Here is a 13,113-nt window from a genome sequence, read left to right as displayed (position 1 = left end):
GATGTTTGCAAAGGCCCAAAAAAGTCGCCAGCCCTTTACTATTTGCAACAGACCGGTATTTTTACGATTTAAAGCAATAGGAAGGGGCATAGAGGCTTATCAAAGTTTAGCAAGACAAACTGTCACACTCGCAAGAAAGTGCCCATAATCGTCAGTAGATAAGAACTACCGGCCCCAGCCGCAATTTGTAGCTTCGTCTCAATTCGAGACACCAGAAAGGTGCCTGCTTCTTTTTACGGTTTCGCCGCGTCAATTGGGGCATATATATTGATATGTTTTTTAGTTAGAGGAATTTGATGGGATTTAGAAGCTCTAGTTTTATTTATACGGCATTGGTGTGTCTATTCGCTGTTCAAGTGCATGCGCAGATGGGCGCTATTCCTATGGAGAATCATTGTCCTGAGATCTCTGCTTTTGCAGGTGTGGAGCTTTGGCAGGATGCTGCTACGTTAGCTCAGTCTTCCTGTCAGTTTGCCTCTTTATATACTCCAGTTATTTCTGAAATCCACAAATGGGCACCTATTGATAAGAAAGTTTTCCTTTCATTGAAAGATTCTGCTTCTGGCGCTTCTTATGATGGAATCGGTATTCTTTCTTCGGCAGAGAAGCTTTACTTTGAGAGTGCTGATAAGGAAAAGCACCTGAGATCTCACCAAGCCAACCTTGTTACTTTTGCCCATGAATATGGTCATGTGATCTTTAGTGAATGGTTAGCCCGCGAAATTCCTGCTTACAAGCAGCTTCAATTAGAAATTCGGGATTCTACTATTGCTAGCCAAATGATTTATTCATTAGCTAATAAGCGGGCTCTTTTAAATAAATTTTTAACTCAAGCTCCAGCTAATCAGCGTGAAGCTTTGTCTGCTGAACTTAAAGACGTTGAAAGAAATTTGGGGCAGGTTTATTTCCAGGCGTCTGAATATACTCAAGAACAAACCCGAATCTTAAATATCATTGCTCCTTACCATGAACTCTTTGCTGATGTAGTGGCAGTTCTTTACGCTCAAGACCCTCAGGCGATGAGACATTCTATTGAGTTTGCTGGTGCCCAAGGTAAAGATTTATATGCCGCTGAAGCTCGGGATTTTAGTCATAATCATTCAGCAGACGGGTGGCAGGATACAACCGCTCATTACATGCTTTCACCAACAAGATCGTACTTGTTCGCTGACCATTGGGTAAAAAACTATTCAGGCAACGAAAAAGCCGCATATATCAAATTAGTTTTTAAAGTACTAAAAGAAGAAATCCAAACGTCATGGAATAGTGATGCGATTGATGCAGCTTCGGCGAATAAATCTTTAATTAAACGGTTTCAATCCCATAAACAATAAAAGGTGCCTGGTTCTTTTTTACGTCTACGGTGCGTAAATTGAAAAAGGGACAGCATTTGCTGTCCCTTAGTTTTTTAAATGTATTGTGTTTTTATTTGCAGAAAGGCGCTTCTTTATCCTTCTGACAAAGATAAGATTTTAGTTCCTGATTTTCTTTTTCAAGGGCATTAAGGCGAGTTTCTTGGGAAACATATTTTTGATAAAGTTCCTGAATCGCTTTTACAACTGGTGAAATCAACTCGCTATAGCTGACCCCATAGTATTCACTGCTTTTATCCAAGATGCCGGTTGCTGTAGCAGGGGCGCGTGTTTTATCTTCGATGTTCTTTTTCAAATCCTGCGCGATAAATCCATAGTGGATTTTTCCTTCAGCACCTTCTGACTTCCAACGGTATTTAACTGCCGAAATGGAGTTAATGAAATCTAAACCCAAATCCACAGTTTGGATTTCAGTTTTCAAACGCTCATCAGAAGTTTGGATAGTTCCATTAGAGGCGTAAACGGTGTTCCAACGATTGCCGGAGCCTCCTAAGTTAACTGTGGCATCTGTAGAAGGGTAGAGACTTCCAACGACCTGAACCCCGCCCGTATAGAAAAGTCTTAATCTTTCAGAATTATCTGTTTTAAAGATCACATCACTACCTGAGTTCGCATTACCGCCGATCGCGAACATTCCCGTATCGCCATCCGATTGGAAAGCAAAGCCAGCACCACCATCATCGCCTGAAGGTTGACCTTTTAGAACGCGAACGCCACCGTTCACGGTCAGTTTGTCATACATGCTTCCAGGCATAGCACCTAAACCGACGCGTCCTAATTCGTCGATATTAAACCGATGGGTCGACGTCGTTGAATCGTAAATATAAAAGTTACGAGAATTGTTGGTGCTTGCATCAATCCCCATTTCATATTGAGGGACGTTGGCAGCTCTAAAAGTGATTCCAGTTCTTTTAGTGGTTGTACCTTTGTTGTTGATTGTAATGTAAGGATATGTGGCCGTGTCGTTGGAATTTGCAACTTCTAACTGAGTATAAGGTGCAGTGGTTCCAACCCCCAGATGTCCATTATAATCAATTCTCATTCTTTCAAGGCGGGTAGCGGCGCCATTCTTCGTCGTTTCAAAGATCATCTTAGAGCCGCGATTGGTTGAAGAATGATTTTCTTCAGCCGTGACTTCAATAGCTGCAGTCGTAGTTCCAGTGCCAGAACCATCATGACCACGGAAGTAAATACCACCTAAGGTATCGCCAGAAAGCACAGCCGAGTTAGTCCCAACAGTTCCTCGGGTGCGAGTCATCATCAGCGCGGCTCCGTTTGAAGCGGTATTTGAAGCGTGGAAAAGACGTTGTTGAAAAGCGTCTGATGATTGCACATCTAACTTAAAAGAAGGGGAATTAGAACCAATACCAACATTTCCGGAAGCCAAGATCGTAAGCTCATTGCTTGAACCACCCATACCAAGATCGATTCGATTGGTCGTCATGTCGGTATAAAGAATATCCGTTGCCGCAGAACAAGTAGTGTCAGTACATTCACCAAGCCCGAAATCCCAGCCATTGGTGTACATAGTAGCAAGACTATTCCCACGATCCATGATCAGACCTGCGTATTGACCAGCATCACCTTTAACGATGAACGGATGGCCAGTTCCTGTATAGGTAGTGGCAGAGCCACCAGCAACGATAGGACCATCATCATAAAAAAGTTTTGTACCAGACACACCCCATTGCCCCAATGTAGAAGGAAGTGCACTGGCAGGAAGTCTTCCGCTGCCATCTAATAACAGTACTTCATTAGCCGCGGTGCCAGCAGCTTTCGTTGAAGCAGTTCCCAAGCCTGAAACTTGAGTGTTGGCAATCGCGATACTCTGACATTCAAACTTGTCAGTGATAGAACTCCAGTTCATGGTTTGGGCTGCTGTACAACCAGCAACGTTGAAAGCACTTCCACCCAAAGCATTAGTAAGTTCGCTTAATTTAACAAACGCCGGAGCCCACTTGCTAGTGCCACCATCCCATTTCAAAACTTGATTCGCACTGCCACCTGTAGAAATACCTGTACCGCCATTTGCCACCGGCAGAATTCCACTAACATCAGCAGTTAAACTAACCGCAGCACCATTGCTCGCTGCAGTCAAACGACCCTGGGCATCCACAGTGATATTAGCGCGAGTATAGGAACCAGCGGTCACCGAAGTATTTGCTAACGAAATTGTACCAGTTCCAGTAATAGGACCACCAGAAAGCCCCGTACCCGTAGCGACACTGGTCACAGTTCCGCCAGAAGAAACATCATTAGCCGCAACAAACTTAGTTCCGTCATATTTAAGGACTTGGTTGTTAGCTAGCCCCGTTGTATCAACCTCAATGCCTTTAATTTTATTTACTGCCACTGCGCCAATCGTACCGCTGACATCGCCAGCAACAGATACGTTGATCGCCTGACATTGAAAGGCCCCAGCCACAGAATTCCAATAAGGAGTTTGGTGAGCAGCGCAGTTAGCACTTCCGACAGCAGTATTAAAAGCTGTTGTAGTTAAGTATGTTCCTAATGTCGAAGTTAAATTCGTAACATCACCAATTGCAACGGCTGCAGATAACCAATTAGTACCGTCAAACTTTAAAAAATGCCCAGAGGTCGGAGCTGTCGCAGAAACAGCAACGCCTTGGATTTTTGCAACGGTCGGATTCGGATAAGTGCTGCTTAAATCTCCGCCTGCATTTCCAGTCGGAGTGCGCGCATCAGTGAAGCGTGCATCATTCCCAGCTGCCAGGGTATTTGCCGCGGTTCCGACATTTAAGGTAATAACAGGGGAGGTGGTGTTATTCGTCACAGTCGCATAAGCATTTGCGGAAGTGACATTGGTAACAGTACCACCACTTGCGCCCGCAACACCGGCACAGGAAAACGAAGTGCCATCATAAGTTAAAAAACTATTCGCAGGACATGTCGTCACCGCAGATTTCAAAACAAAATCACTAGGAGAGTTTGTACCAAGCTTATCTGAAGAAAGTGAATGGGCCGCATAAGGAACAGAACGGATCACGTTATCAGGGGAAATCGTCTTCCAACCAGTGCCATCGTTAAAGCGCACGCGCAAACGACGTAGATCGCCAGCTGCGGCGTTGTAAGTAGACCCACCGTCACAAGCAAAAGAGGCCAAGTTATTAAAAGAATCTAAAAGTTTAAAAGTCCCCGTATTCGGATAACTTTGCGTTCCGCCACCAATTGGAACATCAAACACACCGCCAGAATTAGTCATGTCAATGGAATCAACTTGTTCTCGATATACCACACAGTGTCCGTTTGGACTGGTGATTTCAAATTGAAAACTCACCTGATTGTATTCAAGCGGAGTACCATCTGATTTAATAATTCGACCTTGATAGGTAAGTTCTTGCGGCGAAGCATTGGCAAAGCTTGCAGCGAATATCAAAAAACCAACAAGGGACGTTCCAGTGATTAGATGTTTCATAGTCATCTTATCGGATTTTCACGACATTTTATTAAATTACCGGCACCGAAATAATCCGGTATTTTGCTGATGAAATCTCAGGATGAGACACCATTAAACAAAAATCTGAATTTAATACGAAACACTCTTCATTTGCATATGTCCCAATGATCTTTATAATGACCTAAATCCTTCACGGACCGGGATATAAAAAGTCTCCCATATGAAATCCAAACGACTTTCCAAAACAATAAAGGAATTGCTATGAGTAACACCACAGCATGGATCATTCTTGTTGTCGCAGGGATTTTAGAATTTATCTGGGCAACAGGCTTAAAATATTCTGAAGGCTTCACAAAACTGGGTCCTTCAATCTTCACCATTGTAACAATGGGAATAAGTTTCTATCTGCTTTCATTATCGATGAAAGTCTTGCCCATCGGCATTTCATATACAGTATGGACCGGTATCGGCGCAGTGGGCGCCGTGATCATAGGTACGGTAGTCTTTAAAGAACCATTGTCGCTTATGAAGATTATCTTTCTCGCAATGATCATCGGCGGAATTCTAGGCCTAAAATTTACCGAATCCTAATTTCTCAAAAATCTATTTTCTAGATCCATTTTCCAGATCTATTTCTATCAGCGCCAGTGCGCTGATAGAAATTTCCAAACTTCAGTACGGCGGTCACCGATATCAAAGTGATTGCCGTCAAACTCCACATAGTCGTGGGGGATGCTGTGACTTTTCAAAAGTTTTGAAATTTGGCGTGATCCGTACTGCAAATGAAAATTATCCTTCGTTCCGACATCAATATAAATTCCATGCAAGTGCTTAAGGTTTTTTACGCGCTTTTCAAGAAAGTGCAGTGGATCTTTCTCTAACCATTTTTCCCAAAGACTCGGGATTTTTTCGGCCGTGTGCATATCTAAGGGCAATTCAAACTCACCCTTATCACCCTTGGCGCCATAACAAGCAGCCATACCGAAAACGTTCAAAAGATTATGCCAGTTCTTCATCTTAGTCAGTTTTCCATTGCGTAAATCATCTAAAGCCTTCATGGAACTGCCTTTATACTTTTCCCATAACGGCAAAGCTTGATAAATTTCCGGCAGAAGACTTGCTTCAAAAAAACAATCTGGGGCCACCGCCGCCACCACACCAAACATTTTAGGGTGCTTTGAAGCCAAGTGAAGCGCGCCGTAACCTCCGCTTGATCCACCAGTCACACACCAGTCTGAAGTTTTATCAGACACAGAATATTTTTTCTTAATGAAGGGAACAAGTTCATGCACGATATAATCTTCGTAATTACCGGTAGCAGGGGAGTTAATAAATTGCGACCCACCCCAGGTCGTCAGCGCATCAACAAATACATAGACCGCCTCAGGCGCTTCACCCCGTGAAAAAGCCTGATCAATTACTTGCACAGCATTGGCTTCATTAAATTTAGAATTAAAATAAAAAGGAGCATTGCCTGTGAATCCACTTAAAACAAAAATTACTGGCCACGGACCTTCAGAATTTGCTGGAATTAAAACTGGATTAAAGCGGGTTGCAGAATCTCCCAGAGGATTGTTTTTTAAGACGCTGCTATCAATGCGTAAAGTTTCAATTTGGAAGTTCTTAACGTCGTAGGTGCGCAGATTGTGCAAGATTTCTGTTTTCATGACTAGAAGTCTTGCACTCTCTGCAGGTCAGATCAATTCAAATGACCACTGATGGTTTCAATATTCTCTAAGCTTAAAGATTTCGTCAGTTGGCCGGTGTAATTTAAATTTTCATCAACATGGGCAGAGACTTCTTCGCGAATCTGCACCATGCGGGTTGCCTCAAAAAATCTTCCACTTCCCGTAGATTGAAATCCTAAAAAGAAAGTATAGGAAGCTCCGCATTCCATCCAGCCGCCTCTGCCAAAAGAGGTTTGCACGAAACCCGTCGCCATCACTTTTCCGCAGTTCGCGAGATTATTATTCGCGGGACTAGCTTCTTCGCCACAATTTTCAATTTCGAGTTCTTTTTTGGCGATGGCCAAAGAAGAATCAGGATCGACTAAAAGCTCTGCGATGAATTTTTTAATTTCTAAGCCATCGATGTAACTTGCAGCTTGGATTGAATCTTTGGTGTCGGTGGTAATCACGACCTGCGCTGTCATTGGACCCGTTTTCTTGTAATCGCGGGTTTCTGCATAGGCCAAAGAAGTAAGAAAGCTGAGGGCTAAAACCAGAAGGCATTGCTTCATAAGAACTCTCCTTGCTGAGGGTTGGTGAGCCTAGTTTTTGAGCAATTCAAGCTATCAATTTTTTCCTAAGAAAGCGCGAAAGATTCAGGGCTTGTGTTGTAAATCACCGAAATCACGCAAGATTTTTGATCGCTTCTGGGAATCAGCAAATTCCCCTGAAATCCCGCTAAGCCCTTAAAAAAGCTTGCCTTTAGACATCAATCGGCCTAAAACCATGAGTCCGTATTTATGACTGTCTAAGGCAATGGTTAAGAGTTTTCCCTATCGGGAAGAACGCCTTATCGGTGGAAGGTAAGATCTATGAAAATGCGCACTCATTCTGGCGCTAAAAAACGCATGAAAGTTCTTTCAAGCGGTAAAGTTAAGAAAAAAAGCACTCGCATGCGTCACTTGAACTCACACATGAGCTCTAAGACGAAAAGACAACTAGGTAAGACATCATACGTTGAAGATGCAAACATGCTTCAAGCTCGTCGTTGCTTGGTATTCTAATTATTAACATTGTCTTTCTCGTATAAATTTTAGAGGTATAAAATGGCTCGTGTAAAAAGTGGTAAAACAAATCGTGCTCGTCACAAAAAGGTTCTTAAAAGAGCAAAAGGTTATTATTCAGCAGGTTCTCGCGCGTACATCCACGCGGTAGAGAAAAATGACCGTGGTATGGCTTTCGCTTACCGCGATCGTAAAGTTAACAAACGTAATTTCCGTACATTGTGGAATCAACGTATCAATGCAGCTGCTCGTTTGAACGGTACTACGTACTCTCGTTTAATCGGTGGTTTGATCAAAGCTGGTATCCAAGTTGACAGAAAAATCTTGGCTAACCTTGCTATCACTGATGCAGCAGCATTCTCTGCACTTTGCAAACACGCTTTGCCATAGGCATTAAGCTAGTTTGAAGGGGTTACCCCAATGAACGAGTCCAACTCGCAGTTTGAACAGAGAAAGCGCGACCACATCAGAATCGCGCTGGATCCCCGGTCGCAGACCGACGGTCAAAATGGATTGGACTCGATCAATTTAGTTCATGAGGCTTTGCCTGAAATGGATTTTAAAGAGGTCGATATTTCGACCTCTTTTGTTTTTCAGAAACAGACAATTCTTCTTTCCTCTCCGATCTTTATTTCCTCGATGACGGCTGGACACGAAAAAGGCCGTGAAATCAATCAAGCTCTCGCAAGACTCAGTGATCGCCACCAAATTTTAATGGGGGTGGGGTCGCAACGTCGTGAACTGGAAGATTCCAATGCCGCTGAAGAGTGGATGGCCGTGCGCAAACAAGCGCCGAACGCAAAACTCATCGGCAATATTGGAATCGCTCAGCTTATTCATACTCCCATTGATAAAGTTCAACGCCTCATTGAATCCACGGAAGCCGTGGGTTTGTTCGTTCACTTAAATCCTTTGCAAGAAGCTTTGCAGCCCGAGGGTGATCGTGATTTCCGCAAAGGTCTTCAGGCGATTGAAAATCTAGTTAAAACCGTACAAATTCCAGTGATCGTAAAAGAAGTCGGGTGTGGTTTTTCAACTCTGACTTTAAAGCGTCTGCAAGATGCTGGAGTTTTCGCAGTCGACGTGAGTGGCAAAGGTGGAACTCACTGGGGCCGTGTCGAAGGGTACCGTTCTGAAGAATCAGATTTACTTTATAAGGTAGCCCAAACTTTTTCTAATTGGGGTGTAAGCACTTTACAATCCATGCTTAATGCCAAAGAAGCCCAAGTTAATTATCAACTTTGGGCTTCAGGTGGGGTAAGAAATGGTTTAGAAGTCGCTAAACTTTGCGCTTTGGGTGCAAGCCAGGTGGGGATCGCAAAACCATTCCTGGAAGCGGCTTTGGCAGGAGATGAAGCTTTAGAAAATCTGCTGCAAAAATTAGAACTCGAGCTTAAGATTGCGATGTTTTGTACGGGTTCTAAAACACTTAAAGACCTTCAAACGAAGTGGGTGATGTCATGACCAAACAGCTTCAAGATATCTTTAAAGGTTTCTCTAAACTTTCTCGTGAAGAAAGATTGAAAGCCCTGATGGAAGTCGGCGCTCTTAACGACACCGATATGGAGTACATCGCTAAAGGTGGACTTCGTGATACTTCCTTAGGTGAAAAGTTCATCGAAAACGTGATTGGTTATTTCCAACTTCCTCTAGGTGTAGCGACGAACTTCCGCATCGACGGCAAAGATTTTATTATTCCTATGGCGGTAGAGGAAACTTCTATCGTTGCTGCCGTTTGTAAATCTGCTAAATGGATTCGTGAATCTGGATCAATCACTACAGAAGTTGTCGGTGCAGAAATCATCGGCCAAATCCAGTGCGCAAAAATTAAAAACTTCGCTGATTTTGAAAAACAAATCCATGCGCAAAAAAATTATCTTATCGAAATTGCAAACCGTGAAGTCGCTTTCGGCCTAGTTCGTCGTGGCGGCGGGGTTCGTGATATTCAAGTTCGTCGTGTGCCTCGTGGTGATGGTTCAGACATGGCGGTTGTTCACGTACTTATGGATCCGTGTGATGCCATGGGTGCAAACATTATGAACCAGGTCTGTGAATATCTAAAAGAACCTATCGAACAATTCACGGGCGAAAAAGTTACGATGTGTATTCTTTCAAATCTTGTGGATTCAAAAATCACAAGAGCAACTGTGCAAATCAACGACATCGATCCGGCATTAGCTGAAAAGATCGAAGAAGCTTCTTTGTTTGCGCAACAAGATCCTTATCGTGCAGCTACGAACAACAAAGGTGTTCTTAACGGCATTGATCCCGTGTTGATTGCAACTGGTAATGACTGGCGCGCTGTTGAAGCTGGTATTCATGCTTTTGCAGCTCGCGATGGTCAATACCGCTCCATCACTCGATGGTTCAGAGACGGCAAGGGTGGCTTGACGGGCGTGTTTGAAGCTCCGCTGATCGTTGGAACAGTTGGTGGTGTGACAACACTTCATCCAACTGCAATGATGTGCATGAAAATGCTTGGCACAACTTCCGCAAATGAACTTTCAAGAGTCATTGCGGCCGTTGGTCTTGTGCAAAACTTAGGTGCTCTAAAAGCCTTGACCACAGTGGGTATCATTGAAGGTCACATGAAACTTCACACTAAAAATCTAGCACTTGGTGCTGGAGCTGAAGAAAAAGAAATTCCTTTGGTCCAAAAGAAACTAGAGGAAATCTTGGCCGTGCGAAAACGCATTTCCTTAAGTAATGCCATCGACGTACTAAAAGAGTTACGCTCTTCAAAGGTAGCTGCGACAACCCAACACCCTTCTTAGGAGTCGGCCTTGTCTTTAATCTTTTCGGTCCCAGGCAAAACCTTCCTTGCTGGAGAGTATTTAGCTCTTCAAGGGGGCCCTGCTTTGGTGTTTTTATCTCAACCCTGTTTTGAGTTAGAAGCAAAACCCGGAAAAGGAAATGTCGAAGCAGTTCATCCTGATTCTCCAGCGGGATTATTTATCCGTAAACATACGGATTATTTTTCTCACTATGATTTAACTTTCCGTGATCCTTACCAAGGTAAAGGTGGCTTTGGCGCATCAACCGCGCAGTTTCTTTCGGCCTTTGCATTGTGGCTTTATAAAACCTCCCAACAACAAGATATGGAAAAGGTCTTAGACCTAAAACATCTGCTTGAAGAATATTATCAGGTTGCTTGGAACGGCGAAGGGCAAAGACCTAGTGGCGCTGACTTAGTAGGACAGTTTAAAGGGTCCATGACCTTTTTTGAAAAACGCAAAGGTTTGATTGCGGTAAAAAGCTGGCCGTTTGATGATTTGGAATTTTTCCTGCTTCACACAGGAAACAAAGTGGCGACCCATGAGCATTTAAAATCTATTAAAGAGTTTGATGCTTCATCATTAGAAAAAAGTTTTAATTTAATTAAAGAATCTTTTGAGATTGGCAATAGCGAACATTTCATTCAAGGAATTGATTCTTACGCCAACGACTTGAAAGATTTAGGTTTTACGTGCAAAGAAACTCTGCAAATTCTAGAAGAGATGCGCAAAGTTCCTGGAGTCAGAGCAGCGAAAGGCTGTGGTGCTTTAGGAGCTGACGTGATTTTAGCTGTCACACAGAAAAATCAAACCGAAGAATTCGGAAAATTCTGTGCAGCTCGCCATTTGCCGATTCTATCATCGGTGGATAAGATCTCTTTAGGTTTGCAAGTTCGAGGAACTCTATGAAGCAAGTTTTGGTCTCGGCTCCGTCTAATATCGCGCTTATCAAATACATGGGAAAAATCGAAGGAACGGGAAATAAACCAACTAATGGTTCTTTATCCTATACTTTAGAAAATCTAAGAACCTATGTGCGCTTAACTGAAATCAGTGAACCTAAAGATCGCTGGCAGGCTTTGGTGCGCGAAGATTTAGAAAAAATTGATCTTTCTGAAAAAGGCCAAGAGCGTTTTTTAAAGCACTTACAAAATTTAAAAAACAAATGGGGAGTTAAAGAAAACTTCCTAGTTGAATCAGCTAATAACTTCCCGTCGGACTGCGGTCTTGCGAGTTCCGCATCTAGTTTCGCGGCTTTAACTTTAGCAGCAGCTGAAATGTTTCAACAAATCTCTCCGCAGCCGTGGGGCACTGACAAAAAATATCTTTCTGAATTATCTCGTCAGGGCTCTGGCTCTTCTTGTCGTTCCTTATTTACTCCATGGGCTTTATGGCAAAACGAATTTGCTGAACCAATGGGATTAGAAATCACAAACATGCATCACATCGTGGTGGTTGTGGAAGATTCTAAAAAAGCAGTTTCTAGTTCTGAAGCCCACAAGCTTGTTACAACAAGCCCAAGATTCCATGGTCGTGTGGACCGTGCGGAGCTTCGCTTAAAGGACCTCGTGCACGCTTTACGATTCAATGACTGGCACATGGCTCGCCAAATCGTTTGGGATGAGTTCATCGACATGCATCGTTTGTTTGAAACGAGCCAACCCGCGTTTACCTATATGACAGAAGGTTCTAAGAAAGTTCTAGCGGACTGCCAGAACTTCTGGGGCAAGTGGCAAGATGGTCCTTTGGTGACTATGGATGCGGGCGCTAACGTGCACATGCTTTTCCGCCATGATCAAAAGAAGTCATTTGAACAATATCGCGAACACTTTAAACAAGAATTTAAAGTTCTAGCGTTTGAAGGTTACAAAGATAATGTCCATTGATTTTTCTTGTCGTTCCTTTGGAAAGTGGATTTTAGCAGGGGAACACGCGGTATTGCGTGGGGTGCCTGCTATTGTTTTTCCCATTCAATCAAGAAACTTAGAGTTAAATTACTCCAAAGGTCCGCAAGATTTGCAACTTACCCTGATCGGTGATCACGGTAAGGATTTGCAATTGTTAGTGTGGGGAGTTTTAGAAAAAGCCTGTGCGCTTAAAAAAATCTCTCGCCACGATCTTAAAGGCCATTTGCTTTTAGAAAGTTCCATTCCAGTGGGCGCAGGCATGGGTGCTTCCGCAGCTCTTTGCGTGGCGCTGACTCGTTGGCTTGGTTACCTAGGTTATGTCGATGCAAGTGAATACTATGAATTTGCCCGTGACTTAGAAAACCTCTTCCACGGCGAAAGCAGTGGCGTAGATATCGCCGTCGCACTTTCTGGTGAAGGCTTAAGATTCATTCGTAACGGCGAAAGAAAACCCATAATCACAGCCTGGAAACCAAACTGGTATATTTCTTATTCTGGCAAGCGTGGTGTCACGGTCGACGCTGTTAACAAAGTTAAAGATCTGATTTTACAAAACCCAGAATTGGGCGAAAAGATCGACAATCAAATGAAAGAAGCAGTGGCTTTATCAGAACAAGCTCTAAAGCTTGATGATAAAGAAGGCTTCCCACTTTTAGTAAAAGCAATCGAACAAGCCGGAAACTGCTTTGAGCAATGGAACCTCAACGAAGGCGATCCAGCACAACACATCCAGTGGCTCAGAGACTCCGGCGCAAAAGCCGTTAAAACAACCGGCTCCGGCGGCGGCGGCTACGTCCTATCCCTCTGGGACAAAGAACCACCAAAAGAAATCCAACAAAAACTAATCCCCTGCTAAATGCTAAAGGTGCCTGGTTGTTTCAGGCTCCTGCCCTCAACCCCTTCGGGGCTG

The 13,113-nt window shown here is 43.5% G+C and carries 12 protein-coding genes; 9 read left to right on the top strand and 3 right to left on the bottom strand.

The genetic code is table 11. The features are described from left to right. Nucleotides 1-296: 296 nt before the first annotated feature. Nucleotides 297-1,334, top strand: a complete 1,038-nt coding sequence (locus tag MNR06_RS04950) for a hypothetical protein (RefSeq protein ID WP_243539418.1) — start codon at nucleotides 297-299, stop codon at nucleotides 1,332-1,334. Between the two features lie 91 nt (nucleotides 1,335-1,425). Here MNR06_RS04950 and MNR06_RS04945 read toward each other — a convergent pair whose 3' ends face one another. Then, nucleotides 1,426-4,809 (bottom strand): tail fiber domain-containing protein, encoded by a 3,384-nt coding sequence (locus MNR06_RS04945; protein WP_243539416.1) that lies wholly within the window; start codon nucleotides 4,807-4,809, stop codon nucleotides 1,426-1,428. 243 nt (nucleotides 4,810-5,052) lie between these two features. Here MNR06_RS04945 and MNR06_RS04940 point away from each other — a divergent pair, with 243 nt between their 5' ends. Further along, nucleotides 5,053-5,382, top strand: a complete 330-nt coding sequence (locus tag MNR06_RS04940; RefSeq protein ID WP_243539413.1) for a DMT family transporter — start codon at nucleotides 5,053-5,055, stop codon at nucleotides 5,380-5,382. 47 nt (nucleotides 5,383-5,429) lie between these two features. On the opposite strand, the gene MNR06_RS04935 is transcribed toward MNR06_RS04940, so the two are convergent. Together MNR06_RS04935 and MNR06_RS04930 are read right to left on the bottom strand one after the other, a co-directional pair. Further along, nucleotides 5,430-6,458: an alpha/beta hydrolase gene (locus MNR06_RS04935; RefSeq protein WP_243539410.1), complete on the bottom strand. Its 1,029-nt coding sequence runs from the start codon at nucleotides 6,456-6,458 to the stop codon at nucleotides 5,430-5,432. A gap of 32 nt (nucleotides 6,459-6,490) precedes the next feature. Beyond that, nucleotides 6,491-7,030 (bottom strand): hypothetical protein, encoded by a 540-nt coding sequence (locus MNR06_RS04930; RefSeq protein WP_243539409.1) that lies wholly within the window; start codon nucleotides 7,028-7,030, stop codon nucleotides 6,491-6,493. A gap of 300 nt (nucleotides 7,031-7,330) precedes the next feature. Here MNR06_RS04930 and rpmI point away from each other — a divergent pair, with 300 nt between their 5' ends. The 7 genes from rpmI to MNR06_RS04895 are packed head-to-tail and all read left to right on the top strand — an operon-like array spanning nucleotide 7,331 to nucleotide 13,059. Next, a complete protein-coding gene (gene rpmI, locus MNR06_RS04925) occupies nucleotides 7,331-7,522 on the top strand; it encodes a 50S ribosomal protein L35 (RefSeq protein WP_243539405.1) in 192 nt (63 codons plus the stop codon). A 42-nt stretch (nucleotides 7,523-7,564) separates the two neighbouring features. Continuing rightward, entirely contained in the window at nucleotides 7,565-7,912 is a 348-nt protein-coding gene (gene rplT / locus MNR06_RS04920) for a 50S ribosomal protein L20 (RefSeq protein WP_243539393.1), read from the top strand. A gap of 30 nt (nucleotides 7,913-7,942) precedes the next feature. After that, entirely contained in the window at nucleotides 7,943-8,986 is a 1,044-nt protein-coding gene (gene fni / locus MNR06_RS04915; protein WP_243539380.1) for a type 2 isopentenyl-diphosphate Delta-isomerase, read from the top strand. Then, nucleotides 8,983-10,296, top strand: a complete 1,314-nt coding sequence (locus tag MNR06_RS04910; protein ID WP_243539378.1) for a hydroxymethylglutaryl-CoA reductase, degradative — start codon at nucleotides 8,983-8,985, stop codon at nucleotides 10,294-10,296. The genes fni and MNR06_RS04910 overlap by 4 nt, the downstream gene beginning before the upstream one ends. Nucleotides 10,297-10,305: 9 nt before the next feature. Beyond that, the gene (locus MNR06_RS04905; RefSeq protein WP_243539376.1) at nucleotides 10,306-11,205 is read left to right on the top strand and encodes a hypothetical protein; all 900 of its coding nucleotides are present in this window, start codon (nucleotides 10,306-10,308) and stop codon (nucleotides 11,203-11,205) included. Then, the gene (mvaD, locus tag MNR06_RS04900; protein WP_243539374.1) at nucleotides 11,202-12,182 is read left to right on the top strand and encodes a diphosphomevalonate decarboxylase; all 981 of its coding nucleotides are present in this window, start codon (nucleotides 11,202-11,204) and stop codon (nucleotides 12,180-12,182) included. The genes MNR06_RS04905 and mvaD overlap by 4 nt, the downstream gene beginning before the upstream one ends. Continuing rightward, nucleotides 12,172-13,059 (top strand): mevalonate kinase family protein, encoded by an 888-nt coding sequence (locus tag MNR06_RS04895; protein ID WP_243539371.1) that lies wholly within the window; start codon nucleotides 12,172-12,174, stop codon nucleotides 13,057-13,059. The genes mvaD and MNR06_RS04895 overlap by 11 nt, the downstream gene beginning before the upstream one ends. Nucleotides 13,060-13,113 lie beyond the last annotated feature (54 nt).

Source organism: Bdellovibrio reynosensis (genome assembly GCF_022814725.1).
In the GTDB taxonomy this organism is placed as follows: Bacteria; Bdellovibrionota; Bdellovibrionia; order Bdellovibrionales; family Bdellovibrionaceae; genus Bdellovibrio; species Bdellovibrio reynosensis.
This window is presented reverse-complemented; position numbering and strand designations above follow the sequence as displayed.

What these genes read in the sequence shown, in the direction of transcription:
- MNR06_RS04950 (WP_243539418.1), top strand. Translation starts at nt 297, where the DNA reads ATGGGATTTAGAAGCTCTAGTTTTATTTATACGGCATTGGTGTGTCTA.
- MNR06_RS04945 (WP_243539416.1), bottom strand. Translation starts at nt 4,809, where the DNA reads ATGAAACATCTAATCACTGGAACGTCCCTTGTTGGTTTTTTGATATTC.
- MNR06_RS04940 (WP_243539413.1), top strand. Translation starts at nt 5,053, where the DNA reads ATGAGTAACACCACAGCATGGATCATTCTTGTTGTCGCAGGGATTTTA.
- MNR06_RS04935 (WP_243539410.1), bottom strand. Translation starts at nt 6,458, where the DNA reads ATGAAAACAGAAATCTTGCACAATCTGCGCACCTACGACGTTAAGAAC.
- MNR06_RS04930 (WP_243539409.1), bottom strand. Translation starts at nt 7,030, where the DNA reads ATGAAGCAATGCCTTCTGGTTTTAGCCCTCAGCTTTCTTACTTCTTTG.
- rpmI (WP_243539405.1), top strand. Translation starts at nt 7,331, where the DNA reads ATGAAAATGCGCACTCATTCTGGCGCTAAAAAACGCATGAAAGTTCTT.
- rplT (WP_243539393.1), top strand. Translation starts at nt 7,565, where the DNA reads ATGGCTCGTGTAAAAAGTGGTAAAACAAATCGTGCTCGTCACAAAAAG.
- fni (WP_243539380.1), top strand. Translation starts at nt 7,943, where the DNA reads ATGAACGAGTCCAACTCGCAGTTTGAACAGAGAAAGCGCGACCACATC.
- MNR06_RS04910 (WP_243539378.1), top strand. Translation starts at nt 8,983, where the DNA reads ATGACCAAACAGCTTCAAGATATCTTTAAAGGTTTCTCTAAACTTTCT.
- mvaD (WP_243539374.1), top strand. Translation starts at nt 11,202, where the DNA reads ATGAAGCAAGTTTTGGTCTCGGCTCCGTCTAATATCGCGCTTATCAAA.
- MNR06_RS04895 (WP_243539371.1), top strand. Translation starts at nt 12,172, where the DNA reads ATGTCCATTGATTTTTCTTGTCGTTCCTTTGGAAAGTGGATTTTAGCA.